At 70.5% G+C, this 26138-nt stretch carries 24 protein-coding genes; all 24 read right to left on the minus strand.

Going from position 1 to position 26138, the window contains the following annotated elements:
• Positions 1–24 precede the first annotated feature (24 nt).
• The 24 genes from AB0M82_RS09120 to AB0M82_RS09235 all read right to left on the minus strand — a co-directional run bounded on the left by AB0M82_RS09120 (position 25) and on the right by AB0M82_RS09235 (position 26117).
• Positions 25–1542 carry an MFS transporter gene (locus tag AB0M82_RS09120; protein ID WP_364719012.1) on the minus strand — a complete coding sequence of 506 codons (1518 nt, stop codon included), beginning with the start codon at positions 1540–1542 and terminating at the stop codon, positions 25–27.
• 260 nt (positions 1543–1802) lie between these two features.
• Positions 1803–2057 carry an acyl carrier protein gene (locus AB0M82_RS09125; RefSeq protein ID WP_364719015.1) on the minus strand — a complete coding sequence of 85 codons (255 nt, stop codon included), beginning with the start codon at positions 2055–2057 and terminating at the stop codon, positions 1803–1805.
• 34 nt (positions 2058–2091) lie between these two features.
• Complete coding sequence (locus tag AB0M82_RS09130; RefSeq protein ID WP_364719017.1) at positions 2092–3306, minus strand: ketosynthase chain-length factor; 1215 nt, start codon at positions 3304–3306, stop codon at positions 2092–2094.
• Complete coding sequence (locus AB0M82_RS09135; RefSeq protein ID WP_364719020.1) at positions 3303–4568, minus strand: beta-ketoacyl-[acyl-carrier-protein] synthase family protein; 1266 nt, start codon at positions 4566–4568, stop codon at positions 3303–3305. The genes AB0M82_RS09130 and AB0M82_RS09135 overlap by 4 nt, the downstream gene beginning before the upstream one ends.
• A gap of 10 nt (positions 4569–4578) precedes the next feature.
• Positions 4579–4992 carry a lipocalin-like domain-containing protein gene (locus AB0M82_RS09140; protein WP_364719022.1) on the minus strand — a complete coding sequence of 138 codons (414 nt, stop codon included), beginning with the start codon at positions 4990–4992 and terminating at the stop codon, positions 4579–4581.
• Positions 4985–5734, minus strand: coding sequence for a cyclase family protein (locus AB0M82_RS09145; protein WP_364719025.1), 750 nt, complete (start codon positions 5732–5734; stop codon positions 4985–4987). Before AB0M82_RS09145 ends, AB0M82_RS09140 begins: the two co-directional genes overlap by 8 nt.
• Entirely contained in the window at positions 5731–6558 is an 828-nt protein-coding gene (locus tag AB0M82_RS09150; RefSeq protein WP_364719028.1) for an aromatase/cyclase, read from the minus strand. Before AB0M82_RS09150 ends, AB0M82_RS09145 begins: the two co-directional genes overlap by 4 nt.
• Positions 6559–6579: 21 nt before the next feature.
• On the minus strand, positions 6580–7350 hold the full coding sequence (locus AB0M82_RS09155) for an SDR family oxidoreductase (protein ID WP_364719031.1): 771 nt from the start codon (positions 7348–7350) through the stop codon (positions 6580–6582).
• Positions 7351–7360: 10 nt separating this feature from the next.
• A complete protein-coding gene (locus AB0M82_RS09160; RefSeq protein WP_364719033.1) occupies positions 7361–7996 on the minus strand; it encodes an NAD(P)H-binding protein in 636 nt (211 codons plus the stop codon).
• A 21-nt stretch (positions 7997–8017) separates the two neighbouring features.
• On the minus strand, positions 8018–9493 hold the full coding sequence (locus AB0M82_RS09165; protein WP_364719035.1) for an FAD-dependent monooxygenase: 1476 nt from the start codon (positions 9491–9493) through the stop codon (positions 8018–8020).
• Positions 9490–10599, minus strand: coding sequence for a hydrolase (locus AB0M82_RS09170; protein WP_364719037.1), 1110 nt, complete (start codon positions 10597–10599; stop codon positions 9490–9492). The genes AB0M82_RS09165 and AB0M82_RS09170 overlap by 4 nt, the downstream gene beginning before the upstream one ends.
• A gap of 29 nt (positions 10600–10628) precedes the next feature.
• A complete protein-coding gene (locus AB0M82_RS09175; protein ID WP_364719039.1) occupies positions 10629–11240 on the minus strand; it encodes a malonic semialdehyde reductase in 612 nt (203 codons plus the stop codon).
• Positions 11241–11583: 343 nt separating this feature from the next.
• Positions 11584–12258 carry an SIP domain-containing protein gene (locus tag AB0M82_RS09180; RefSeq protein WP_364719042.1) on the minus strand — a complete coding sequence of 225 codons (675 nt, stop codon included), beginning with the start codon at positions 12256–12258 and terminating at the stop codon, positions 11584–11586.
• Between the two features lie 186 nt (positions 12259–12444).
• Positions 12445–13197, minus strand: a complete 753-nt coding sequence (locus AB0M82_RS09185) for an ABC transporter permease (protein WP_364719045.1) — start codon at positions 13195–13197, stop codon at positions 12445–12447.
• Entirely contained in the window at positions 13194–13952 is a 759-nt protein-coding gene (locus AB0M82_RS09190) for an ABC transporter ATP-binding protein (protein WP_364719048.1), read from the minus strand. The genes AB0M82_RS09185 and AB0M82_RS09190 overlap by 4 nt, the downstream gene beginning before the upstream one ends.
• Positions 13949–14947 carry an ABC transporter substrate-binding protein gene (locus AB0M82_RS09195; protein WP_364719051.1) on the minus strand — a complete coding sequence of 333 codons (999 nt, stop codon included), beginning with the start codon at positions 14945–14947 and terminating at the stop codon, positions 13949–13951. The genes AB0M82_RS09190 and AB0M82_RS09195 overlap by 4 nt, the downstream gene beginning before the upstream one ends.
• 273 nt (positions 14948–15220) lie before the next feature.
• The gene (locus AB0M82_RS09200; protein WP_364719053.1) at positions 15221–15877 is read right to left on the minus strand and encodes a VCBS repeat-containing protein; all 657 of its coding nucleotides are present in this window, start codon (positions 15875–15877) and stop codon (positions 15221–15223) included.
• A 422-nt stretch (positions 15878–16299) separates the two neighbouring features.
• On the minus strand, positions 16300–17283 hold the full coding sequence (locus AB0M82_RS09205) for an NAD-dependent epimerase/dehydratase family protein (protein WP_364719055.1): 984 nt from the start codon (positions 17281–17283) through the stop codon (positions 16300–16302).
• 3 nt (positions 17284–17286) lie between these two features.
• Positions 17287–19683 (minus strand): GMC family oxidoreductase, encoded by a 2397-nt coding sequence (locus AB0M82_RS09210; RefSeq protein ID WP_364719057.1) that lies wholly within the window; start codon positions 19681–19683, stop codon positions 17287–17289.
• Positions 19680–21233, minus strand: a complete 1554-nt coding sequence (locus tag AB0M82_RS09215) for an FAD-binding oxidoreductase (protein WP_364719059.1) — start codon at positions 21231–21233, stop codon at positions 19680–19682. The genes AB0M82_RS09210 and AB0M82_RS09215 overlap by 4 nt, the downstream gene beginning before the upstream one ends.
• A 2-nt stretch (positions 21234–21235) precedes the next feature.
• Entirely contained in the window at positions 21236–22330 is a 1095-nt protein-coding gene (locus AB0M82_RS09220) for an alpha/beta fold hydrolase (RefSeq protein ID WP_364719061.1), read from the minus strand.
• Positions 22331–22410: 80 nt separating this feature from the next.
• Positions 22411–23484 carry a hypothetical protein gene (locus tag AB0M82_RS09225; protein WP_364719063.1) on the minus strand — a complete coding sequence of 358 codons (1074 nt, stop codon included), beginning with the start codon at positions 23482–23484 and terminating at the stop codon, positions 22411–22413.
• A gap of 637 nt (positions 23485–24121) precedes the next feature.
• Positions 24122–25045, minus strand: a complete 924-nt coding sequence (pdxS, locus tag AB0M82_RS09230) for a pyridoxal 5'-phosphate synthase lyase subunit PdxS (protein WP_364719467.1) — start codon at positions 25043–25045, stop codon at positions 24122–24124.
• Between the two features lie 88 nt (positions 25046–25133).
• On the minus strand, positions 25134–26117 hold the full coding sequence (locus AB0M82_RS09235; RefSeq protein WP_364719064.1) for a DUF5937 family protein: 984 nt from the start codon (positions 26115–26117) through the stop codon (positions 25134–25136).
• Positions 26118–26138 lie beyond the last annotated feature (21 nt).

Consider the following 26138-nt stretch of genomic DNA (forward strand, 5'->3'; position numbering starts at 1 on the left):
TCTCGTGGTGTCCGATGTGGACGTTCAACCGGCCTGTCGCGCCGGTGCGGGCAGGCTCTCCGGCGCCTTCTTCGCCGGCCGCACGAGGGCGAACACGACCACCGCGGCCACCACGGCCGCGACCGCGCCGATCAGGTGCACGTGGTCGACCCCGGTGGCGAACGCCTCCCGGACCGCGTGGTCGAGCCCGGAGCGCTCGGCGGGCGGGGCGGCCGCGACCACGGCGGGTGCCGCTCCGCCTTCCAGCAGGCCCGCGGCACTTGTCTCGGTGAACCGGCCGGACCCGGTGAGGCTGGTGGTCACGCCGGTGGCGAACACGGTGCCGAACAGCGAAGTGCAGACCGCGAACCCGAGCTGGCGGAAGGTGTTCACCACGCCGCCGGCCAGCCCGGCGTGCGACGGCGGCAGCGCGCCGATGGCGGCCGAGGTGAGCACCGGGTTGATCATGCCGACACCGACGCCGCTCACGACCAGCCCGGCCGGCAGCGCCAACCCGGTCGAGCCGGCGTCGAGGCCGATCTGGAGGAACAGCCCGGCACCGACCAGCAGGAGCCCGACCCCGATCGGCACCCGCGCGGCCAGGTGCTGCAGGAACTTCCCGGTCAGCAGCGCGACCACGAGAACCGCGGCGCTCAGCGGCACGCTGCCGAGCAGGCCGGCGGCGACGGGGCCGAGTCCCAGCGCGGATTCGAGCCACACCGTGGTGTACGGCAACCGGGAGAAGGCGACACCCTGCATGACCGTGATCGCGACCATCAGCGCAACGAACGACGGGCTGCGGAACACCGCCAGATCCAGCATCGGAGTGGAGCTGCGGGCTTCGACGACCACGAACAGCGCCAGGGCCGCGGCGCCGGTGACCAGCAGCGTGACGGTCAGCGGGTCGGCCCAGCCGGCCTGGCCCGCGTGGGTCACGGCGTAGGTGATCGCCGCGATCGCCACGGTGAAGGTGACCATCCCGGGGATGTCGAACCGCCGGACGTCCTCGTTGCGCGTCTCGGAGAGGTGCCTGATCGCCAGCAGGATCGCCACGATCGCGACGGGCACGTTGACGAGGAAGATCGCGCGCCAGCTGAGGTACTGGGTCAGCACCCCGCCCAGGATCGGCCCGGCCGCGGCCGACGCGCCGTTGACCGCGGCCCACACCCCGAACGCCATGCCGACGTCGCGCCCGCGGTAGCTGGTGACGATCAGCGCGGTGCTGGTGGCGAACATGACCGCGCCGCCGACGCCCTGCACCGCCCGGCCCACGATGAGCACCTCGGTCGACGGGGCGAACCCGCAGATCAGGGAGGCGACCGCGAAGGTCGCCAGCGCGGCGACGAAGAGCCGGCGGCGACCGTAGCGGTCGGCCAGCGCACCGCCGATCAGCAGGAACGCGACCAGCGGAAGGGCGTAGATGTTCACCACCCACTGGAACGAGGTGAACGAGGACTGAAGGCTCTGCGCGATCTGCGGCAGAGCGATGTTCACGATGGTGGCGTCCACCAGCAACAGAAAAGTGCCGAGGCAGATCGCCACCAGTGCCCACCATTTGGTCACGGCGAACTCCGGGAAGTCTCGGGCCTGCCCGGGGCGGGAAGGCCGCTGCGGCGTGGCAGATTCCACGCTCTGGTCGGGGAAATGGTGCCCATGGGACGCGTGGTATCGATATGTTCCGGGGATTTCTGGCGGATTCTCGATCCTCGCCCGGGGCAATGATGCGCTTCTCGACAGGAACTCCCGCGTTGGAGCGGGTTCCCGACAGCACAGCGCCGCGACCACCGGGACGCGGCCGCGGCGCTGCCGGGCAACTCGCCGCGTCAGGCCTGCGCGAACTGCCCGTTCAGCAGGGCGAGCAGCCGCCGTGGCGTGTCGACCTCGGCCAGCAGCTCGTCTTCGACCTCGACGCCGGTGATCTTGCGCAGTTTCGCGGTCGCCTCCATCAGGGCCAGCGAGTCATAGCCCAGCTCGTCGAACGACACGTCGAGGGAGCCGGCCGTCAACGGACCTGCCTCGCTCTCCCCCGCGCAGCCGACGATCACCTCGAACAACAGTTCAGCGGTCACTTCTGTCATTTCTCCTCCTTGGTGGTGAAAACCCGGGACGGCGTCAATAGCCGAACCGCCGGACGACCAGCGCCGAGTTGAAGCCGCCGTAACCACGGGCGAGCACGACGGCCGTGCGCAGATCCTTTTCGCGGGCGGCCGAGGTGACGAGGTCGATGCCGTACTCCTCGGGCACGTCCAGCGTGTGCGCGGTCGGCGGGATCACCGACTCGCGGACGGCCAGCAGCGCGGTGGCCACGTCCAGCGGGCCGCCGCCCGCGCCGAGCCGGCCGTAGGCGGCCTTGGGGGCCGTCACCGGGACCCCTTGCGGGCCGAAGACGTCGCTGATCGCGGCGGCTTCGATGCGGTCGAGGTCCGGCCGGCCCGCCGAGTCGGCGAAAACCACGTCGACGTCGCGCGGCTCGACCGCGGCGTCGGCCAGCGCGCGTTCCAGCGCCCGTTTCAAGGCCGGCTTCCGGCCAGAGCCCGGCCGGGGGTCGAAGGACGCGCCGTAGCCGGCGATCTCGCCGTACACCGGCACGCCGCGGTCCAAGGCGGACGTGCCGTCCTCGAGCACGAGGACGGCACCGCCCTCGCCCGGCACGTAGCCGTTGGCGCCGCGGTCGAAGGGCAGGAACGCGGCCCAGTCCTCCTCGGCGCGGCTGACCCGGCCGTGCGCGGTCTGCGACAGGAACCCCCACGGGTCGAACGCCGAATCGAGCCCGCCGGAGACGACGAGAGGTGTGCCGCGCCGGATGTACCGACGCGCGCTCGCGATCGCGTCCAGCCCGCCCGCCTGCTCGCCGACGAGCACCCCGCACGGCCCGCGCAGCCCGTGCCGGATGGAGATCTGGCCGGTGTTGGCCGCGTAGAACCACGCGAAGGACTCGTAGACGCTGACCTCCTCCGGTCCGTCGTTCCACAGCTTGTGGAACTCGCGATGGGTGAACTCGAAACCACCCTGGCCGTTCGACAGCACCACCCCCATCTCGTCGGTGGTCACCAAGGATCGGCCGATGTCCGCGTCGGCGAGCGCCCACTCCGCCGCGGTCAGCGCGAGCTGGGTTACGCGGTCGGTCTGCGGCAGCAGCCGGTTCGGCAGGTGCCGCTCCGGCACGAAGCCACGGATCTGCCCGGCCAGGCGCACCGAGTACCCCGAGCCGTCGAAGCCCCGCACCGGCGCGATCGCGCTCTTGCCCGCCAGCACGGCGGGCCAGAACTCTCCCACCCCCAGCCCGCCGGGCGCGGCCACCCCGATCCCGGTCACCAATGTGGTCATGCGGCACCGCCCAGCGACCGCAGCACCATGGCGCTCTGGAAGCCGCCGAACCCGCTGCCGACGGTCAGCACGCCGTCGACCCGGAGCTCGCGGGCCACCAGCGGCACGTAGTCCAGATCGCACTCGGGGTCGGCTTCGTGCAGGTTCGCCGTCGGCGGTACGACGTCGTTGGCCATGGCCAGCAAGCTGGCCGCGATCTCGACCGAGCCGATGGCGCCCAGCGAGTGCCCCACCATGGACTTGATCGAGCTCACCGGGACCCGGTAGGCATGCTCACCGAGGCTGCGCTTGAAAGCCGCGGTTTCGTGGCGGTCGTTCTGCTTCGTCCCGGAACCATGGGCGTTGACGTAGTCGATGTCCTCGGGCGTGGCCTTCGCCTCCACGAGCGCGGAATCGATCGCGATCGACATCTCCCGGCCGTCCGTGCGCAGGCCGGTCATGTGGTAGGCGTTGCAGCGCGTGGCATATCCGGCCACCTCGGCATAGACGTGCGCGCCGCGGCGTCGGGCGTGGCCGAGTTCTTCGAGCACGAACACCGCCGCCCCTTCCGCCAGGACGAAGCCGTTGCGGCTCCGGTCGAACGGGCGCGACGCCCGCTCGGGCGAGTCGATGCGCGGCGTCGTCGCCTTGATGGCGTCGAAGCACGCGACGACGATCGGCGAGATCGGGGTGTCGGAGGCGCCGGCCACCATGGCCTCGGCGGTGCCCTCGCGGATCAGTGCGGCGGCGTGCCCGACGGCGTCGATCCCGGACGTGCAGCCCGTCGAGACCATCGTCACCGGCCCCTCGGCACCCACCTCCCAGGCGACCTCGCGGGCCATCGAGCTCGGCACCAGGTAGTCGAACATGTGCGGGCTCAGGTGGTCCTCGTCGACCAGCCACCGCCGGCCGCTGTCGGAGAGCACGAGATACTCCCGTTCGAGGCTGGTGGCCGCGCCCACCGCGCTGCCGATGCAGACGCCGACCGCGCCGGGGTCGCCGTCGAACGCATCGAGCCCGCTGTCGGCGAGAGCGTCCTGCGCACACACCACGGCCAGTTGCGCGGCGCGGTCCATGCGGCGGATCCGGCGGGCGGAGAGCCCTTCCAGCTCCGGGTCGAAGTCGCACTCGCCGGCGACCTGGGAGCGGAACTTCGCCGGGTCGAAGAAGGTGATCCGGCGGGTCGCCGAGCGGCCCGCGCTCAGCAGGTCCCAGAACTCTTTGGTGTTGCCCGATCCCGGGGCGCGGACCCCGATCCCGGTGATGACCACTCGTCTGTTCACTTCAGTCCCCTCAGTCAGTCGAAGATGAGGCGGCACCCGTCAGCCGCCGCCAAACCAGTTCGCGGTGGCGGGGCACGCCGTCGATCGCCGTGCTCGCGAGCAGCGTCAGCGTGTCGCCGCGCAGCGACGCGTCCCGGATCTGCTCCGTGCCGACCCAGTCCGGACGGGCGGAGACCTCGATCAGGTGCACGACCCGGCCGCCGTCGAGCCGCCACCGGCCGGCGTAGCCCATGTGCGCCGTCGTGGCGGCCGGCCCGCGCCGCGTCATGTGCACGGCCACGTGCCCGGCCGCCGTGTACAGCAGTCGTCCGGCGGGATCGGGGCCCAGCAGGCCTTCGCCGCGTCGCCCGTCCGTGTCGATTTCGCGGAAGGCGACCAGCTCCCACGCGCCGGTCAGTGCGGCGGCGTCGACCGGCTCACTCATCGACGATCGCCACCACGCGGGTCCAGCCGGCCCCGGCCCCGCCGACGGCGACCGGGAAGCACGCCACGGTGAAGCCGGTCGGGCCCGGCAGGTCGCCCAGCGCGGCGACCTTCTCCAGCTGCAGGTACTCCCGGGTACGGCCGTAGAGGTGGGCCGGCCACAGGACCTCGCGGTTCCCGGTCCGCCGGTACTCCTCGAGCATCGCGTTCATCGGCCGGTCCAGCCCCCAAGCGTCGATCCCGATCACCCGGATCCCTTGCTCGACCAGCCACCCGGTGCCCTCGCCGGTCAGGCCCGGATACCGCGTCAGGTAGTCGGCGGTCCCCCACAGCCGGTCGGCCCCGGTCCACAGGAAGACGAGCTCTCCCGCGGCCGGCGCATGGCCGGCGGCATCGAACGCGGCCCGCAGGTGCGCCACGGTGATGCCCTCGCCCGGCGGGACGTGCCGGACGTCCAGCCGGACGCCGGGGCCGTAGCACCACTCGAGCGGCACCTCGTCGATGCTCTTGGCCGGGCTGCCACCGCTTTCCGGCCCGTAGTGCAGCGGCGCGTCCATGTGCGTGCCGGTGTGCGTGGTCAGCGTGACCGTCTCATTGGAGATCGCCATGCCGCCCGGAAAGTCCGCCGGGGACAGCCCCAGCACCGACGCGCCGGTCCGGTGGTCGAGCAGGTCGATCTTCACCGGCGTGGCTTCGCTCGGGCTGTCGGCGGTGACCACGCTCAGGTCGATGAACCGCCTCACGCCGGCACCTTCGCGAGCACCGCCCGTTCCGCCTGCTCCTTCACCGCACCGAGGTCGGCGACACTGTTGCGCTCGACCGCGGCGGCGATCATCGCCTCCGCCTCTTCGAAGGTGTAGGTGCCGGCGACCAGCCCGTCGACCGGGTCCTTGGCGCGGAAGTCGTGCGTCAGCACCAGCTGGGTGGTCTCCTCGTCGATCGGCAGGGCCCGCCAGTCCCCGCCCATGTGGGCCATCAGCGGGGCGTTCTCCAGCTGCCGGTAGCTGATCACGTGCCGCTCGGGGTCGATGTCGCGCCGCGACACCCACGACTGGACGGCACCGTTGACGTCGACGGTCAGCCGGGCGATCTGGTGCCGGGGCGACTCCTCCAGGACCTTGACCTCCTGGGTCGGCGGGAAGATCCGGGCGTAGCCCTCGACGTCGACCAGGATGTCCCAGACGGTCTGGAGCGGCGCGGCGACGGTGACGGTGTGTTCGGTGTGGTGCACGGTGTTCCCCCTGGTCAGTCCGAGCAGTTCGTCGTGGTTGGCGTAGGCCGCTTCGTACTCCGCTTCGGAGCGCCAGCGGTCGATGAATTCGTGCGTGCCGGGCAGTTCCGAGAACGCCTTCAGCGCCTCGAGATCGGGGCAGGCGAACTGGGCGACAGCGTTCGCGGTCAGGCCCCGCGCCGCGTCGTCGACCGGCAGGCGGTGGTGCGGACCGTGACCGAAGTGCGTCACCAGCCCCGACTCCAGCGCCAGCGCGCCCAGCTCGGCGAAGAACTGCGATCGCCGCTCCTCGCTCACCGAGTCGGCGAACCGGTAGACGAGCGTGTGGATGATCATTTCTGTCCTTTCTGGTCGGTCTCAGACGGTGGTGGCGAGCCCGCCGTCGACCGGGAGCACGATCCCGGTCACGTAGGCGCCGGCCCGGGAGGCCAGGTAGACGACCGCGCCGGCGACGTCGTCGGGCGTACCGACCCGGCCCAGCGGCGCCATCGCGCGCGTGCCGTTCCGGTAGGCGTCCAATGTGGACTTCGTCATCTCCGACGGGAAGACACCGGGCGCGACGGCGTTCACCGTGACCCCGCGGGAAGCCAGCTCGAAGGCCAGCACCCGGGTCAGGTGGTGCACCGCGGCCTTGCTGGTCGAGTACGCGTAGGTGGCGAGGCCGCGCGGGACGTGCAGGCCGGCGATGCTGCCGACGTTGATCACCCGCGCCGGATCGCCGTCGGTGACCGACTTGAGCAGCGACGGCAGCAGAGCCCGGGTGAGGAAGAACGGTGCCTCGACGTTGAGGCCCAGCACCCGGTGCCATTCGGCCGCTTCGTGCTCCTCGAAGGGTGCCATGTGGTGTGCGCCGGCGTTGTTCACGAGAATGTCGAGCCCGTCCGCCGCCGAGGCGATCTTCTCGGCGAGCGCGAGCGCGTCCCGCTCGGTCGAAACGTCCTGAGGAATTGCCTTCACCACGCCGTGTCCGGCCAGCTCCCGTTCCGCCTCGGCGCACTTCCCGGGGTCTCGGGAGACGACGAAGACCTCGGCGCCGGCATCGAGGAGGCCGCGGGCGATCATCTTGCCGATCCCGCGCGTGCCCCCGGTGACGAGCGCGGTCTTGCCGGTCAGGTCGAACAGGTCCACGGTCCCCACCTCAGTAGCCCACGGTGTAGCGCTCGCGCTGGTGCTTGCGGTTCTCGGCCTCGTCGAGCAGGGCGACCGCCAGGTCCTCCATGGAGATCCGCGAGGTCCCGTCTTCGCCGCGCAGCAGCCGGTCGGTGCCGAGGCGGTAGCCGCCGGTGCGCTCTCCCGGTTCGAGGTCGTCGGGCGGTGACAGGTAGACCCAGTCGGCGACGCGGTCGGCGGAGTAGACGTCGAGCGCGGCGGCGTGGCCCATCGCGTAGGGCTTCGCGAACGCGGGGAAGCCCGGCTGGTCGACCAGCCGCGTGCCGTCGTCGTCGAGCAGGGTGCCTGCCCCGCCCACGACGAGCAGCCGGGTGCCGGGCCGGTCGGCGAGCGCGGCGAGGAACGCCCGCGCGGCGAGGACCACCGAGGTGGTCGAGCCGATCAGCTCGGGTTTGATCACCGAGAGCAGCACGTCGTGCCCAGCGGCCAGCGCGGCGACCGGGGCCGGCCGGACCGCGTCCCCGGTGGCCGCCCGGACGCCGCCGGGGTGCCTGCCGAGATCCGGACGGCGGGAAACGGACGTGACGTCGTGCCCGCGGGCCACCGCCTCGCTCACCACACGGGTGCCGAGCCTGCCGGTGCCGCCGAAAACTGCGATGCGCACAGTGGTTCCTTTCTGGGGTGGTCAGCGGCCGAGCCAGCGACGGCCGGCCGCGGCCAGTCCGTGGGCGTCGGCGGTGCGGGAAAGCCAGACGACGCAGCCGTCCGGGCGTAGGAGGGCCGCGGTGACGTCGGCCCAGGGTTCGGCGGCGGCGACCGCCCCCGGCAGGGGCCGGGCACCGGGAAAGCCGACGAGCACGCCTCGGCGTCCGCCGAGCAGCGTCGCGAGCGGAACGGACCCGTCCCGCGTGGCGACGGAGGTGTCGAGTCCCGAGCGGAAAGTCCCCAGCAGCGGGTCATCGCCGCCGACGTCGTAGCGCAGGTCGAAGGCACCCGCGAACCGCGCCAGGTGGTCATTGACCTGCGGTAGCTCCATCAGGCGCAGGAACATCCGCCGCAGTGCGCGGTTGTGACTGTCCGGCCGCATGAGGGCGACCTGCGCGCGGATCATCGCCAGCAGGCGCGCGGCGACCGGGTGCCGTTCGCCGGTGTAGGTGTCCAGGATCCCGTCGGGCAGCCTGCCGAGCAAGCGCGCGGTCAGCTTCGCCGCGAGGTTGGCGGCGTCGCCGAGACCGAGTGTGAGGCCCTGTGCCCCGATCGGCGGGTGGACGTGCGCCGAGTCGCCGACGAGCAGGATCCGCCCCGAGCGGTACGTGGCCGCCTGCCGGGCCACGTCGGTGTAGCGGCTGCCTTCGCGGATCGAGCGGATCCGCACCCCGGGGCCACGCACCCGGTCGACGCTGGCCTGCAGCTCCGCCGCGGTCAGCGGCTCGCTTGTCGTCGGCGGCCCGTCGAACTCGAACGTGCCCAGGCTGTCGATCGCGGTGCCATAGGCCAGCATCCCGCCTTCCATGGCGTGGAAGCCCGGCGGCGGGACGGCACCGTCCGGGTCGAGTTCGACGAGTGCCTGCCGGGCGGTCAGCGTCGGCCCGGTGCCCTCGAAGGGGAACCCGGCCAGCCCGCGCACAGCGCTGCGTGGGCCGTCCGCGCCGATCACGTACCGGGCAGTGATCCGGCGGGGCCCGGCCGGGGTCCGGGCGATCACGAAAGCCTCGCTTCCGTCCTGCCCGGCTTCGACGACTTCGTGCTGCCACCGGGGCGAGAATCCGAGCTGCGCCGCCCGCTTCAGCAGGATCGACACCAGGATCGGCTGCTCGACCAGCATCCGCCGGTGCCGGTCGGTCGTGTGGTGGGAGACGTCGATGCCCGGCGCCCCGGCGAAGTGCTCACCACGGACCTGCTTCCCGCCGGGGACCGCGGAACCGCCGGTCATCCGCGCATAGCCACGCAGGTTCTCCTGCTCCGCCGCGACGAGATCGCCGTGCACGCCGCACCGCGCGAGCACCTCGACCGCGTGCGGTCCGATGCTGCCGACCTTCGTCACCCCGTCCGGCGCGGCCAGCGCCTCCAGCACCAGCGGGCGCAGTCCCGCCTGCCGCAGCAGGCACGCCAGGGTCAGCCCCACCGGCCCGGCCCCGACGATCAGCACGTCCTCGGTCACGGCGTTTCCTCCTCTTCCGGCCAGTTCTGCGCGGCGAAGCCGGCGGCCGCCGGGCCGGTTCGCAGGGTCAGGTGCGACGCGGCAGCGTGGACGTCCCGCCAGGCGCACTCCAGCGGGTGGCCCGAACGCTGGACCCGGGTTCCCGCCGCACGGAAGAGCTCGTCGACCACCGCGCGGGCCAGCTCCGCCACGTAGGCGACGTCGCGCCGGCTCCGGCCCGCGAACCGCGCGGTGGCCGTGGCGTCGTCGGCGGCGGCCGCGGCACGAGCGACGAGCATCCCGGCGACGTCGGTGTGCAGCGCGGCGCGCGCGAACAGCTCCCGGGCCGCATCGGTGTCGCGGACGGCCACGCCCGCGCTGCGCTGTCCCGCGATGCTCTCCGTCCAGTGCCCGAGCGCGTGCTCGGCGATCCCGGCGACCACGGCGGCGAACGGCAGGCCGGCGACCGCGTCGAGGGGTGCCCGGCGGCTCGCCGCGCCGGCGCCGGCGTCGCCGCGAACCAAGGCGACGCGTGGGAAACTGCGGTGCACGGGCACGAAGACCTCGTCGAGCAGCACCGAGTTGCTGCCGGTGCCGCGCATCCCGACCGGATGCCAAGTGTCCTCGACCGTGTAGTGCGCCGCTTCGACCGCGAGAAAGCGTTGGCCGCCTACGGTTTCGGCCGCCAGAAGGGCCCATTCGGCCGCGTCGACACCGCTGAGGACGTGCCAGCGGCCTGACAGGACCCAGCCGCCGTCAGCCGGCGTGGCCGTGCCGGTCGGGGTCAGCGCGGCGGCGATCGGGACGTCCGGGCCCGCCGCCCAGACCTCGGCCCGGCCCCGCGGCGGCAGGAAGGACGCCATCCGGCCGCTCGTGGCGTAGATCTGGGCACACCAGGCGGCCGAAGCGCACCGGCCGGCCAGCGGGACGAGCGCTTCGGTGAGCGCGGTGAACGTGCTGTCGGCGCCGCCGTGCGCGGCGGGCACGAAGTGGCGGGCGAAGCCGGCCGTCACGATGCCGGCGGCGACCTCGGCGCTCAGCCGCCGGTTCGCTTCCGCCGCGGCCGAGAACTTCTCGGCCACCGTGGCGAGTTCGCCCAGCGCGACCGCTGACGAAGGTCCGGGCATGTCGGTCTGCTCCCTTCTCGGTTCGGGACTCACGCGACGCTGACGACGTCGTCGAAGGACAGCCGTGGCAGCCGCGGGAACCACGGATCGGGCCCCGGCGGGCCGATGTTCAGTACCGCCAGCACACGCCGATCCAGCCATGGGAAAAAATCCGCCATGATCCCGGCTTCGTCGTATCCCACGACGGGTCCGGCACAGAGCCCGGCGGCGCGGACGCCGATGATGAAGTAGGCGAGCTGGAGAGTGGCGTTGAAGACCGCGGAATTCTCGCGGGCCTCCTTGTCGGAGAAGAGTTCGTGCGCCTTCGGAACATGCGGGAAGACCTCCGGGAGCCGGTGGTGGAAATTGAGGTCCGCCACCAGCAGCGCGATCAGCGGGGCCGTCGCGCTCTTGGCCCGGTTGCCGGGGTGGAGCCGGGCGAGCAGCTGTCGCCGCGCCCGCGTGGAACGCACCAGGACCACGCGAAGTGGTTGCTGGTTCATGGAAGTCGGGGCGAACTTGACCAGGTCGTAGATCGCTCGGACCTGCTCGTCGGACACGGGGACGTCGGCGAAGGTGTTCGGCGTGCGTGCGGCCAGGAACAGCAGTTCGCGCGCTTCCCGGCCCAGGACCAGGTGATCGGTGGCTGGTTCGGCGGTCATACCCTCCCCTTCGGTTGCTGCGGTGACCACTTTGCGGGGTCACGACTGAAGACCGGCAAAGAAACGGCAGACGCCGGACGGAGACGCCGAACGCGGGAAGCGGTGGACCACCGATGTGGACTGCTCCGCGGAGTTCGCTGCCGGAGCAGCAGCACGAGACAGCGTTGTTCGAGGCCGGGTGGTCCCGGGTGACGAGGTGGCTGGAACGGGCTCGCCCGCTGAAGGCCCGGCCGGTCCGTCCCGAGGCGACCTTCGGTGCGTGAGACCTGGATCCACCCGGTGCTGGTGCGCGGGCTCAGGCCCTCGCGGCCCGGACTTGAGTCAGCCCGACGACCGGACCAGCTCACCGGCGCCTTCCCGGTCCACGTTGCTTGACGGGCGATATCCGTTCGGCGGATCGCGGTGGTCCAAGAGGTTTGGAGCTCCGGTGCACCGCAGCGCGAGATTTCCCCATGGCATCCCTGCTTCGCCACGCAGTGCGGTGAAATGACGGGTTCTCGACACGAAGACCACACACACTGCGCTTTCCCGACAGGCCTATTCCATCCCGCGCTTGCCGGGCGTCCAGAACGCGGCGTACCGCCTGGATCGTCCGTGCCTCGCCGGTCAGGTAGGCGACCCCGCCGTGGTCCGCGCCGCGCGGCAGGTCGAGCCCGGCGACGCCGTCGGCAAGCACCCGCGAGCCTGCGGCGCCGGCCCCGTGACGGTGGACCCGGCGGAACTGCGCCCCGCGTGGGACCGGCACGTCGCCGTCGGGCTCGTCGGCCTCGAAGACACCCAGCACCCGCGCGGAAGCGGGCAGGGCACGGACGATCGCCGCGGCGGCGACGGCCCGGTCTCCTCGGCGGCGAAGAGGTGGAAGGCGGCGTCCTGGCGGGCGGTCAGCGTGCCCTCGGGCTTGCCGAGCGTCACCTCGGCGCCGGCCCGCAGGCCCCGGAGCCACCGCGTGCCGGGGCTGTTCCCTCCGTGGTCGAAGACGGCCAGCTCCAGCACGCCGGTCGCGGGCTCGTAGTGCCACACGGAGCAAGTGCGGAGCGCGTCCCCGAGGTGCGTCCAGGTGCCGGCGTCGAACGGTGGCGGCGAGGAAGAACTTGGCGCGCAACGCGGCGGTGCGGCTCCGCCGGCCGCCGCCGGATCGTGTGCCTGACCGCCTCCGACGACACCCGCGGCTACGCCGACGCGTTCGACCGCGGCGCCGGGTGGATCACCGGTGCTCCTCGGCCCACGGCAACAGCTTCCGCTCGAGGTGGGCGAGTCCGTAGAACAACGCGATGCTCATGATCGCCAGCAGGGTCATCGCGGCGAAGGCCAGCGACGTGTCGGCACTGGCGCCGGACTGCACGATGACGAAACCAAGCCCGGCGTCGGCGCCGACGAACTCCGCGATCACCGCGCCGATGACCGCCAGCGAGATCGCCACCTTGAGTCCGACGAAGATCTGCGGGAGGGCGTGGAGGAACCGCAGCTTGAAGAACTCCTGACGGCGGGAGGCATCCCATGAACGGAGCAACTCGACGAGCTCGTGCGGCGTGGACTTCATCCCGGACGCGGTCGAGATGACCACCGGGAAAACGCACACCAGCACGACCAGGACCACCTTCGGCCCCTGGCCGAAGCCGAACCACACCACCAGGATCGGGGCGACGGCGATCTTGGGCACCGCGTTCATGGCAAGCAGGATCGGATAGAACGTCCGTTCCAGCAGCGGGGAACGGACGATCAGCATCGCCAGCGGGACACCGACCACAATGGACAACGAGAAACCCTCGATGGTCTCGACCAGGGTGACCAGGCCTTGTTCGAGCAGGTATCCCGGCAGCTCGAGAAACGACACGACCACGTCGGCCGGGCTGGGAACGAGAAACCGCTCGATCGAGAAGACGATCGTCACCAGCCACCAGAGGCCGATGAGCACCAGCACCCCCACGATGGGCAGCACGACGCCCCGGACCCTCATGTCGCTCCCCCGTCGACCGGTGCGGTGAGCAGGTCACGCAGCTCACGACCCGCCTGATCGACGTCGGGCCGCCCGGGCACGCGCGGCCGGGAAATGGCGAGGTCGACGGTCTTGCGGAGCCTGCCGGGCCGCGGGGTGAGCACCGCCACCCGGTCGGCGAGCACGACAGCCTCCTCGATGGAGTGCGTCACGAACACGACCGTCCTGGGCTGCTCCAGCTGGATGCGTTGCAGTTCCCCGGAAAGCTCCGTGCGGGTCAAGGCGTCCAATGCGGAGAACGGTTCGTCCATGAGCATGACCGCCGGCGCGTGGATCAACGACCGGCACAGCGACACCCGTTGCTGCATCCCGCCGGAAAGCTCGTGGGGCAACCGCTTCTCGAAGCCACGCAAGCCGACCAGCTCCAGCAGCTCGTGCGCCCGGTCCCGGTAGGACTTCCGCTCCAGGCCGAAGATCTCGATCGGCAGCATGACGTTCGCCAGCACCGACCGCCACGGCAGCAGGGCCGGGCGCTGAAACATGAACGACACGTCGCGACGCGGCCTCGTCACCGGCTCGCCGTCGACGAAGATCCGTCCCCGGGTCGGTGACAGCAGCCCGGCGATGAGCCGCAGCAACGTCGACTTGCCGCACCCGGACCGCCCGATGACCGCGACGAACTCGTTCTCCCCCACCTCGAAGTCGATTCCGGCGAGCGCCTGGACCGGACCGGCCCGGCCGTCGAAGACCTGCGTCACGCCGTCCAGAACGATCACGGCTGGGGCACCAGCCCGAAGGAGACGACGTCGGCGGCGGTGAGCACACCGGCCGGGACCGCACCGGCGTCCGTGAGGGTGCCGATGATCTTCCGCACCCGCGCCTCGGCGACCTGGCCGAGCGGGCCGGTGAACCCGGCAGGCCGGACGTAGGACGCCATCAACCCGATCTCGGCGCCCGCCACACCCGCGTCCTGGGCCGGCTGGTACTTCTTGAGGATCGCGCCGAGCTCGCCGGGGTGCTCGATCGCGTAGCCGAGCCCCTTGAGCAGCGCCGCGGTGAACCGCCGCACCAGCGCGGGATTCCTGGCCGCGAGATCCTTCGACGTGACGACCACGTTGCCGTACAGATCGGGCACCAGGTCACCGTAGGGCAGCACGACCGCCTTCTTGCCCCGCGCCGCCGCTTCGATGAGCGGCCGGCCGACGACGAACTGCCCGATACCGTCCACCTGCCCGGACGCCAGCAGTTGCGGCAGGGCGGGCGGAGCGGCCGGCACGAACCGCACCGAGGCCGGGTCGATGCCGGCGGCCTTGGCGTAGACGGGGAACATCACCTGGTTCGTCGAGCCGGGCTGATCGGCGATCTTCTTCCCGGCCAGGTCCGCCGGCTTGGCGATGCCGTGGCCCTCGAGCGAGACGATCGCGGCGAGGGACCGCTGATGCACCGCCGCGACGGCGGTCACCGGCAGCTTCTCCTTCGCCACCGTGATCGCGGTGGCGGTGAAGTCCGCCGTCCCGACGTCCGCCCGGCCCCCGGCGACCAGCTTGAGCACGTCCACCGTGCCACTGCCCGGCGTGATCGTGACATCGAGCCCGGCTTCGGCGAAGAAGCCTTTCTCCTGAGCCACGTAGGCGTAGGCGTCGCGGCCGAAGGTGCCGAACGACGTCAGATAGCCGACCTTGTCCCGGCCGCCGGAAGGGGTGTCGCCAGACCCGCCACACGCCGTGGCGACCAACGCGACCGCGAGCAAAACAGCCAGACCAGGCCTCATGACGCCCTCCCCGACGAAAGTGATGGTCTTGCCCTGGTAGCTTCGACCTTCTTCGCGACCACAGACAACCGCTACTCGCATGAACAGGCGGCCGCCGAGCACCGAAGGTCACGATGCCGCCCTCCTCCGGGCCGCGTTCCGCGGGCCGTTCCACGTGACCCGACGCCACGCGAGCACCGCTCGGCTGCCACCAGGTGAGGAAACTCCTCGCCGGGTGACAGCCATGCCCGGCAGCTGCGGCGATTTTCAATTATCCAAAAAGGACAGACACCTTCACACGCAGCTCGCCGCGTCCACCAGCGTGATCGAGTCCGACGTCGGGCGGCCCGCGAACGCGTCCTCCTCGAGCACGCTCAGCACGCCGTCGCGCAGCGTGTAGGTCGTACGAGTACCCGTGTAGGTGATCTCGTCGGCCGGGCGAGTGACGTCGTCCGCCGAGGACACGACCGTCACGAACAGCCGGTCACCCCCAGGAGCCATGCACATGTAGCCCAAGTGCGCGGCCGCCCCGCCACCTTCGGCGACCGAAAACGGCCGGTGGTCGGCGCCGACGACCTGGCTCAGCTTCCGGCCGTCGAAGTGCAGCACCGAGTAGGTGCTCGCGTCGGCCCCGAAGGAAGTCGCGACGAGCAACTCGGCCCGACCATCGCCGTTGAGGTCAGCCACCCGCGGGGGCAGGACGCCGAACCGGGCGTCGGCCGGCAGGTGAATCGACGTGCGCTGGCCGTTCACCGTCGCCGAGACCACCTGGTCGCCACGAATGGCCCGCCACGAAACCACGTCGTCGCGCGTCCCGTCGCCGTTCAGATCGGCAGCGGTGTGAATCGGGGCATCGGGCGACGCAGCCAGCGCCGGCGCGGCTCCGGCGAACCCCAGTGCGACAGCGAACGCGGTCAACGTGGCCGTACGAACGATTCCGTTGCGGTGCATGAGAAATCCCTCCACCCAGTCAGCGATCTCTTCGCCGAACATTTCGGCTACGGGGAAGACGGCCACGTCATGGGCACGTGCAGCCGAAGTGTGATTTGCCACACAAACGCAACCTCCGGCCGCCACCCGTGCCCGCGCTCCTCCTCGAAGGCGGTCCGGTGAAATTCCACCGGCGGGCCACGTCGTAACTGTCGAAAACCACGGCTCGCGACCGCCGGACCGCGGCAGACGGGGTCACCTTCGGCGGCGGCGCTCCAAAATTGACAAGGCGCGAACCGACCGGCTCCCGCGTGGCGAGGTGCCCCATCGCTCACCGTTGGCGCTGATATCCGAGGAAGCGGCCATCCCGCCTGTTACCAGCCGCGCTCGGCGAGGCGGTGCGGCTCCGCAAGCTCCCGATCCGGGCGATCGGTCCAGAACTACTAGCCCTTTATGGACTGCTCGTGCAGCTCCGCCAGTCCGTCCACCACGCTGACCCGACCGACATAGCCGAGTTCGGCACGTGCACGGTTGTCGGACACCGTGCACGTGCTGAGGAAGTCCAGCAGCAGGGCCCGGCTTAGCGGAGGCTCCCCCCGCAGAGGCAACAGCTGCCACGCCACGTCGCACACGGTCGCCGCCACACTGGCGACCAAGCGCGGCAGCGTGCCCGACGGCGGCGGCACCCCCTGCGTTTCCAACAGGGCCGTGATGAACGTCCGGAAGTCCGACGGCTCGCCGTCGGTGAGGAAGTACGCGGCACCCGTGGCACCGTGCTCGGCAGCCGCCAGGACGCCCTCCACCACGTTTCGGACATGACAGCTCGACGTGGGATAGCGGCCACCGTCCACCCAGCGCAGCCGCCCCTCCCGCGCGGCGGTGACGAGTGCGGGCAGCACGGTGCGGTCGCCCGCGCCCCACACCAGGCGGGGCCGGACGGCGACCGTGCGGAACGAGCCGTCACCGGCGGACAGTACCCGGCGCTCCGCCTCGGCCTTGGTCTCCGCGTACAAGCCGGGGTGGCGGTGCGGATAGGGCCACGTCTCGTCGGCGTCGATCAACGGCCGCTGGCCGAGCACCACCTGTTCGGTCGACAGGTGGACCAGCACGGGAACCTTCTCGGCACGTGCGGCCGACAGCACGTTCTCGGTGCCCAGCACGTTGATCCGGTGGAATGCCTCGCGCTCCCGCGGCTCACCGCCGAGCTTCGCCGCCGCGTGCACGACCAGGTCCGCGTTCCGGCATCCCCGGCGCAGGGCCGCCAGGTCGTCGAGATCGCCTTCGACCGGCGTCGCGCCGGCGGTAAGGACCGCGTCGACGGCGCTGTCCGAACGAGCGAGCGCGGCTACGGTGTCACCCCGGTCGCGCAGCGCCCGCAGCACCGCACCACCTACGAATCCCGACCCGCCGGTGAGGAAGACGCGCATCGCCTACTCCGCCGCGACTTGGAGGGCGTTCGCCTTGAATCCGGGACCGTAGACGCTCCAGAGCTCTCCGAGGAAGAACTGCCCGAACTCGGTCACCGCCGACAGCGCCTTGGGGCCATTGGTGCGGAACGTCGTGAGTTGTTGCAGGAAGTCGGCTTCCCGGATGCGCAGGACGCCCGCGCCGACGGCCCGCGCGTCGGCCTCGCTCTTCTCGTCGACGTGCCCGGTGAAGACGCGGTAGTAGAGTGTCGAGGTGTCGGACCAGATCCGCAGCGGCGAACCGCGGCGGACGTCCTTCTGCCCGCTCAGGGTAAGCGGGTTGCCGACGCTGTCGGCGAAGTGCAGCCGATAGCGCATCGACCGCGAATCCGTCGTCGTACCCGCGGTGAACAGGTTGAACCAGCCGGCCTCGACCCGCAGCCGCCCACCGAGGACTTCCGAGTCCACGTACCCCGTCGCCTCGGCCAGGTGGCTCGGCACGTTGATGAACGTGTCGATGTCGTCGGTCGTGATCGTGAGGCGGAACATCAGCGCCTGGTCCTTGGCCTTGCCCTCCTCGTGGCCGTGTTGGGGGTCGCTCGCGTCGAAGGCGAAGAACCCCTTCATCTCCTCGGTGAACGCCAACGAGGTCGTTCGGCCCGTCCGCGCCGGCGTGCGGATCACCGGGGAGCGACGCGCCGGCACGGGCGTAGGTGGTGCCGACCGACGCCGCTTCGGCTGCTCGAGGATGTGGTCGGCCATCCGGTTGGCGTGGGCGGCGATGGTCAGCGACGGGTTCGCCCCGACCGGTCCAGGCATGGCGGCGCCGTCGGCCACGAACAGTCCGGGGAGGTTGAACACCTCGCCGTGGGAGTCGCAAACCCCCTCGTCGTCGCATCGCCCCATCGGCGCGCCGCCGAGCGGGTGCACAGTGACGATGCGCCGGAAGAACCACATCGGGTTGTCGAGGAACTCGGCGTCGAACGAATCGGCCAACTCCCGCATCGTGTTGCGGACCCGGCGGAAGTACTCCTTGCTGGTCCGGGTGTTCCACCGGATGTCGAGCAGCCCGTCACGCAGGCGCATCCACCCGTCCGGCACGTCCCGCCCCATCCCGAGCAGCGGCAGGGAGCCGGCGGACAGCGCGCCGTTGCCGAGCAGGCGCGAGACCTCCAGGCTGACGTTGGTGTCCGACGACCGAGTCAGCAGCCCCAACGTCCACCGGGTGACGAACTCGCCGAAGCGGAACATTGTGCCGGTCAGGTCGGTCGAGTGCAGCAGCCAGTCGGTGAAGCCCGGATATCCGCCGTCCTCCAGGTAGAAGCCCCGCCCGTCACGGCTTTCGCCGTCCTTCGCGTCGCCGACGCGCACAGCGGTCGTGATCACCGGCCCGAAGCTCGCGTCCATGGGCACCGACACCCGGCCGCGCTTGGGCACCACGAAGGTCAACAGATCGCCGTTGCCGGAGTACCGGCTGCCGAGCGTCGGACTCAGGCCGGGCAACGCCGCCCGGTTGCGCAGCAGGAGGAACGTCGTGCCGTAGGCACCGGCGCCGAGCACGAGCCGGTCGCAGGTGATGCGGTGCGCCGGCAGACTGCGGGCGGGCGCGGGCGAACCGTCGCCGTCGAAGTCGTGCCGGACGAACGTGACCGCGAAACCTCCGCCGTCCAGCGGAGCGATTCCCCGCACCTCGCAACCCGTGCGCACGTCGGCGCCGCGGGCGGCGGCAGCTGACAGGTACGTGTGGTCGAGGGTGTTCTTCGCCCCGTCGTTACACCCGATGTCGCACTCGCCCACCAAGCGACAGGTCCGACGCGGCACCCCGTGGATGTTGCCGTAGTCCGCCTCCGCGATCGGCATTCCCAAGCCGGGTTCGTCACCGTGCGCGGGGGCGAAGCTCACCGCCAGCGGCGGCAGTTGCCAGTCCAGCCCGGCGCGCTCCGCGAACTGGATCATCGCGTGCGTCTTGCGGGTGGACTGGTACGGCGCCGTGTGGAACGGATAGCGCGTGGCGCCCAGCATCTTCTCCACGGTGTCGTAATGCGGGTCGAGATCGGCGCGGCTGACCGGCCAGGTCTCGTAGCCGCCGCCGGGCAGCGGGTCCTCCCGGACGAACCACTTCTCGTCCTTGCGGAGCAGCACGTTCGCATAGATCAGCGAACCTCCGCCCAGCCCGCTGGACACCACCGAGTCGAAGCCGCGGAAGCTCCACACGTCGAACAGTCCGTGCAGGCCGCCGCCAGGGTCCCAGAACGCCTTGCTCATCTGGGACGGTGTGCGCGGGAAACTGCCCGGCGGGTAGGGCCGGCCACGTTCGAGCAGGACCACGGACTGGCCTGCCTCGGCCAGCCGGTAGGCGGTGACCGAACCGCCGAAGCCGGAGCCGACCACGACCGCGTTGACGTGCTCCGCGCCGCTCAACCCACCGGCTCCTCGACCTGCTTGCGCCCACGCGGACCGCGGGCGGTGGCCGGGGCAGAGGGGATGTCCTCGGCCTGGCCGTTGCGGTGTCCGGCCGCTGGCACCTCGCGGCCCCCGTACAGCGCGTTCGGGTCGAGTCGGGCGAGCTTCGCCGGATCGGTGCCCGTCAACGAGTGCAGGTAGCGGAACGCGCCGTTGGCCAGGCAGATCTCATCCACCGCCGCGACCAGCCTGGCCTGCACGGCGGGCGTCATCTTCTCGGGCCGCACCCCGATGTAGAGCATCAGCTCGCAGAAGCTCCCCGGTTCCCGCTCCTCGCCCGCAGGCTTCCACGCCTCCGGTCCCGTCAGGTAGCGCGAGCGGATCGACTTCACGTAGACGGAGATGAACGTGATCGCCCGGCTGCGCCGCCGCTCGTTCACCACCAGGTCGTTGAGGGCGTAGAACAGGTTCGCGTACCGCTCGACCGGACCGAGTACCACGAACATCCGGGTGGGGTCGCCAACCGTGGAGTCGAGGATCTGATCCGTGAACCGCTCGATGTTCTTGTGGTTGCCGTATCGCGGGCTCAGGATGATGCAGCCCATGCCGACGTACTTCAGCACGTCGTCCAGCACCGTCGGCAGCCGACCGGCGACCGCCCCGATCGCCTGCTGGTAGCCGTAGGCCACGCGGTTCCACAGCGACTTCACCGGGTTCTGCGGGGTCGGGTGGTAGGACGAGAACTGGCCGACGCGCAGGCCCAGGTCGGTGCCGGGAACCTCGAAGTCGGCCCACACGCCGCGCTCCATGACCGCGTCGCGCGGATTACGGATCATGCCCGCCGAGTAGCGAACGAACTCGTCGAGCGAGGTCGTGATGCGGCGCTCGTTGCGCAGGATGGTCCGGAACTTGTCCACCACCTCGATGGCCAGCGTCAGCTCGGTGATCACGCCGTGCCGCCCGGTCCCACCGAGCACCTTGAGCATCTGGTCGAGGTCGTGCTCCCGGCTACAGCGGTGCACCTCGCCTGTCCAGTCGACGTACTCCAAGGCCAGCACGGTGTCGAGGAAGATCCCGTGGCGGTGCGAGGCCGGGCTGATTCCGCCCACCGAGGCGAAACCGGCCGCGGTGATGTGGTCGTGATCGCCGATCACCTTCAGCCCGATCCCCTGCTCGGACAGCATCTGGTCAACCGCGGCGAGCCGGGCACCCGGCTGGATGGTGACCGTGAGGCCGATCCCGTCGACCGACACCACACCGCTCATCAGCTCGGTGAGCAGGACCGTGCCGTGGTCGGGCGTCACCAGGTTGTTGCTCGAATGGCCGTTGCCGCGCACCACGAGCTGGACGCCCGCGTCACGGCACTCCCGCACCGCGGCCACCACGTCCTCGGTAGTGCGCGGCAGATAGACCTTGAACGGCGGCCGGGGCTCGGCATCGGGATCGGCGACCAGCGACCAGTCGTGGCCCAGGTTCGTGATCGAGTCGTGGTTGATGCTGTCGTGGCTCGTCGGCACGTAGGTGTAGTGATTGCTCGCCGTCTCGACGAGACCGTTCTTACCCGCCATTGTCAGGCCCCTTGCCTCTTGAGAAATTCGAGCATCTCCGGGAAGACGTCCCGGCTCACGTTCTTGCCCATGAACACGTCCTGGTGCCCGTAACCGGGGAACACCTTGAGTTCGTGCCTGCGCGGCGCCACTTCCTCGAGGCGCCGCCAGCAGACGATGTTGGAGTTGGCGAAGACCCGGTTGTTGTCCCCGGTGGTGAGCAGCACCGGCGTCGTGATGTCCGCCGCGCCCGCCAGGTAGTCCGTGGGCAGACTCGCGTACGCCGGGTTGTCCTCGTATTTCACGGCCCGGCCCGCGTTGACCATCTTCAGCACGTGCCGGTAGTAGTGCAGCCCGGTCGCGCCGTAGAGGTCACCGCCGCGGCGGTGCGTGACCGGCAACAGGTTGTCGTGGCTGTAGAGGGCAGGCCAGCCCGTGCCCCACATGAGGCTGAGCATGTGGCACGCCGGAACGTCGCACTCGGGGTGGAACAGGTCCACCGCCTTGGACATCAGCCAGCCGAGCGAGAACCGCGGCGCGGACCCGGCCGCGGCGTCGAGGTACGGCTGCCCGAGCACCCACTCCATGAGCGTCGGCGCGACGGCGAGCTTGACGCGGGACCAGTTCGGGACCCGCGGCGTCAGCCCGACGCTGTTGGCGATCACGCTCGTGATGCCGCTGACCACGCCGCTGAAGAGGCTCATCATGAACGACACGGAACCCAGGCAGTGCGCGATGACGTGGATGCGGCGGTCGTGGCCGACGACGTCGCGCAGTTCATTCAGCGCCGCCGGATAGTCGTATAGCGCGATGTCGTCCATCGTGTAGCGGTGCATCGACCGGTTGTACGGAAGCCGGTTGCTCATCCGGTAGTCGAGCGTCCACACATCCGGGAATCCGTTGTCCAGCAGGTACGAGACCAGATTCTCGTGCTCGGGCATGATGAACATGTCCATCGATGTCGTCAGTCCATGGATGACGAGGACGATGTCGTCGGACTCGTCCCGGCGGAATCTGGTGAGGTTGAGCCCGAGGCCGTCACCGGTCGTGATCGGGTGCTCGGTGATCTCGGCGTTTTGCACGCCGGTGAGGGTGAACAGCGGAATCTCACGGTGCACGGGTACCACGGCAATCCTTCGGGGTGTGAAGCACTCCGACAACGGGGCGAACTGCTTGACGGGCGACCGACGGGCTTTGGTCAACGACGGCGGCCGAGCGGCTGCATGGCGACGTCGGCATCCACCCCCTTCGTCGACGCGCCGTTCCCGCCCGCCCGCAGCGTGCGCCACGCGTCGGCCAGGGAAGCGGCGATTGGGTCGATGACCCGCCGGTCATTCCAGTACCAGGGATGCGAGAGCGGACTCCAGGACAGCCACCACGGGCCGACCGACAACCGGCGGTCCTCGGTCACCTGTCGGTCGTACCGGTCGTTCAGTTGTTTCAACGGGGAACTGATCACGTCGTCCGGGGCGTAGACGTTCACCCACTCGCCACGAATCTGCGGATGGTGGTGGGCCGCACGCGGGTGCGGCACGATCAACGGCGTGCCACGATCGGGCAGGCGCGCCGCCCACAGCGCCATGGGACTACCCAGCGTGTAGAGGTAGCTGAGCGTTTCGCCTCGCTCGACCGGACTCGGGCCGACGCTGTTGCTGACCCGCGCACCGCGCAGTTTCCGCGGCTGGCCGTAACTGCCTGCCTCGACTTCGAGGTCGTAGAAGAAATTGCTCGCCACCACCGAGCCCAGGCTGTGCGCGACGACGCACAGCGGCGCGTTCTCACCTGCCTCCGCGGCCAACTCGGTCAGCGTTCGCGCCACGACGGCGTGCACCCGGTCGTACAGATCCCGGTCGGAGGAGTTGATCTGGTAGGCGACCGCGTCGCCGACGTAGTGGACGGCGAGCCAGCGCATCGTCGGAAAGTGGAAGCCGGGCGCCCCTGGCAGCCACCGCACCAGCCCACTCAGGACCAAGGCCAGCAGGGCCGACCCGGACCCGGCGTCGGTCGACGTCGCCCACCGGCTGAGCAGGCGGAAGAACGACGTGGCACCACCACCGCCGAGTCGGTTCAGCAAGTCGTCGTGGCCGGAGTCCAGCTCGTTCGCCCAGAACACGGGCTTGATGACCAAGGCGTCGTCGGGGTCGTCGCCCGAATAGCGGGCGAACGCTTTCTTCAGTTTCGCCGTGGCGGTGTCGGCAAAGCGGGGATTGTCGATTTCGACGCCGTGAATGAACATCACGGCCAACTTGGTGGAAGCATTGCTGCGACTCACGCTATTCCCTCACCGTCGCCGATCACGCACCCGTAGAGCGAAGCCCTACGCTATCAGGAGACGACACTTCCGGCGATCACTCAAATGTGGAAACAATGGTGACGCTCCGGTCATAAAAATGACCGAATACGCGAGTCGCCACACTGACCGACGATCGCCTTCGTGTGATCACCGCCCTGCGGAACACACGCAGAGTGGCTGCTCACGCGCAGGCTCGACTGCCCTTTCGGGGCAGGAGAACGTCAAGGTCTGTGATCTTGGTGTGAAGTCGGCGGATGAAGTGGTCCGCACCGACAGACGAACCGAAGAAGGTGGCCTCCTGCCTCAATAATGCGGGTTCTCACACCATCCATACAGCAGAGCCCAGAGGCCACCTGCCGCTGTCGACCACGAAGTCCGGTAGCCCTGCGCCACGGCCGAACACGCGATGTCAACGACCTCGTCGAGCCCGCCGTGGACAGCTGAATGGCTGTACTTCTAAGAATCTGGTTGGCAACCGGCGAGTGGCTAGGTGGTGGACATCACGACGAACACGAGGCGGACAGCAACGCTAACCAGCAGCCTGCGGGTTAGACCCAGCACGCGAGAGGCCCCGTGAACAGACGTTCACGGGGCCTCTCGACCGACAGACGTAGCTCTACCAGCCGCGCTCGGCGAGGCGGTGCGGCTCCGCAAGCTCCTCGACGTTGATACCGACCATGGCCTCGCCCAGGCCGCGCGAGACCTTCGCGAGCACGTCCGGGTCGTCGTAGAACGTCGTCGCCTTGACGATCGCCTCGGCGCGCTGGGCCGGGTTGCCGGACTTGAAGATGCCGGAACCGACGAACACGCCCTCGGCGCCGAGCTGCATCATCATCGCCGCGTCGGCCGGGGTCGCGATGCCGCCCGCGGTGAACAGGACCACCGGCAGCTTGCCCGCCTGCGCCACTTCGCGAACCAGCTCGTACGGCGCCTGCAGCTCCTTGGCCGCGACGAACAGCTCGTCCTCGGGCAGCGTCCGCAGCCGCCGGATCTCGCCGCGGATCTTCCGCATGTGCGTGGTGGCGTTGGAGACGTCGCCGGTGCCGGCCTCGCCCTTGGAGCGGATCATCGCCGCGCCTTCGGTGATCCGGCGCAGTGCCTCGCCGAGGTTGGTCGCGCCGCAGACGAAGGGCACGGTGAACGCCCACTTGTCGATGTGGTTGGCGTAGTCGGCCGGGGTGAGCACCTCGGACTCGTCGACGTAGTCCACGCCGAGGGACTGCAGGACCTGCGCCTCGACGAAGTGGCCGATGCGAGCCTTCGCCATCACCGGGATCGAGACGGCTTCGATGATGCCGTCGATCAGGTCGGGGTCGCTCATCCGCGCGACGCCGCCCTGGGCGCGGATGTCGGCCGGCACGCGCTCCAGCGCCATCACCGCGACCGCGCCGGCGTCTTCGGCGATCTTGGCCTGATCGGCGGTGACCACGTCCATGATCACGCCGCCCTTGAGCATCTCGGCCATGCCGCGCTTCACCTTGGCGGTGCCGGTGACGGACTGGACGGTGCCAGCGGAGGGGGTGGGCTGCTGCTCGGACACGACGAGGCCTTTCGACACGAAACCGGGGGTTACGCTTCCAAGCGTAGGTCGGCGGTGGACCCTTCAGGCAGGCCAGTACGCGGGTATCTCAGGAGTCCACTTCCGGGATGCCCGCGACCAGGACTTCCGCGGCCCGGGTCCGCGCGTAGAGCACGTGACGTCCGGCACGGTGCCCGCTGACCAGGCCCGCGGCCTTGAGAACGCCGAGGTGCTGCGACACCGCCCCGGCGCTCAGCCGGGTCCGGCGAGCCAGTTCGGCGGTGGACGCCGGCGCGGCCAGTTCGGTCAGCAGCATGGCCCGGCCGCGGCCCACCACGGCGGCCAGCGCGCCGGGCGCGGTGGCCGTGCCCGTCTCCCACAGCGTGGCGATCCCGCGCGGCGGGTAGCGCAGCACCGGCTGCCAGCGGGGGTCGGTCTTGGAGAAGACCCGCGGCCAGACGAACGCCGAGGGCACCAGCACGAGGCCGCGCCCGTCGAGCGGCACGGTGGCGTGCAGGTGCCGGTGCGCCACCGTGAGCGTGCCGCTCTCCCAGCGGACCAGCGGGGTGAGGTCGTTGAACAGCTCGGCGGCCCCGCCCTGGGCCAGCAGCCGCGACCGGTGCAGCACGTCGGCCTCGAGCAGCGCGCGGATCCGGGGCCAGTCGGGGGCCAGCACCAGGTCCCAGTACCGCTCCATCAGCGTGGCGAGCCGGTCGAGACCGGCTTCGGGATCGCGGTGGAACCGGCCCAGCGCGGGCGGGCGCGGCCCGGTCATCGCGTCCAGCTCGCGCCGGACGACGTGGGCTGGCACGTCGCGCAGGTCGGCGAGCTCGGCGGCCAGCTCGGGCAGCGGCGTGGACGGCGTGCCGGCCAGGAAGCCGGGCAGGTGCCGCCGCGGGGCGAGGTCGCGCAGCAGCCCGATGTCCAGCCCGGCCCCGTCGAGCGCCGCGGTGGCGCGCTTGATCCACGGCAGGTGCAGGGCGTGCTCCCCCGGCTGGTTCAAGACGCGGACGCTCGCCACGATCTCCCACGCCGGGGAGAACGCGAACCGGGTGTGCGCCAGGTCCTCCGTGGAGAATGCCAGATCGAGCACGCGCTGCCTCCTGCCGCAGAA

The organism is Amycolatopsis sp. NPDC051128, assembly GCF_040682715.1.
Lineage (GTDB): Bacteria > Actinomycetota > Actinomycetes > Mycobacteriales > Pseudonocardiaceae > Amycolatopsis.

Bases quoted from the DNA above. Each gene is read 5' to 3' on its own strand.
- AB0M82_RS09125 (WP_364719015.1), bottom strand. From the start codon at position 2,057: ATGACAGAAGTGACCGCTGAACTGTTGTTCGAGGTGATCGTCGGCTGC.
- AB0M82_RS09130 (WP_364719017.1), bottom strand. From the start codon at position 3,306: ATGACCACATTGGTGACCGGGATCGGGGTGGCCGCGCCCGGCGGGCTG.
- AB0M82_RS09140 (WP_364719022.1), bottom strand. From the start codon at position 4,992: ATGAGTGAGCCGGTCGACGCCGCCGCACTGACCGGCGCGTGGGAGCTG.
- AB0M82_RS09150 (WP_364719028.1), bottom strand. From the start codon at position 6,558: ATGATCATCCACACGCTCGTCTACCGGTTCGCCGACTCGGTGAGCGAG.
- AB0M82_RS09170 (WP_364719037.1), bottom strand. From the start codon at position 10,599: ATGCCCGGACCTTCGTCAGCGGTCGCGCTGGGCGAACTCGCCACGGTG.
- AB0M82_RS09175 (WP_364719039.1), bottom strand. From the start codon at position 11,240: ATGACCGCCGAACCAGCCACCGATCACCTGGTCCTGGGCCGGGAAGCG.
- AB0M82_RS09185 (WP_364719045.1), bottom strand. From the start codon at position 13,197: ATGAGGGTCCGGGGCGTCGTGCTGCCCATCGTGGGGGTGCTGGTGCTC.
- AB0M82_RS09195 (WP_364719051.1), bottom strand. From the start codon at position 14,947: ATGAGGCCTGGTCTGGCTGTTTTGCTCGCGGTCGCGTTGGTCGCCACG.
- AB0M82_RS09200 (WP_364719053.1), bottom strand. From the start codon at position 15,877: ATGCACCGCAACGGAATCGTTCGTACGGCCACGTTGACCGCGTTCGCT.
- AB0M82_RS09205 (WP_364719055.1), bottom strand. From the start codon at position 17,283: ATGCGCGTCTTCCTCACCGGCGGGTCGGGATTCGTAGGTGGTGCGGTG.
- AB0M82_RS09215 (WP_364719059.1), bottom strand. From the start codon at position 21,233: ATGGCGGGTAAGAACGGTCTCGTCGAGACGGCGAGCAATCACTACACC.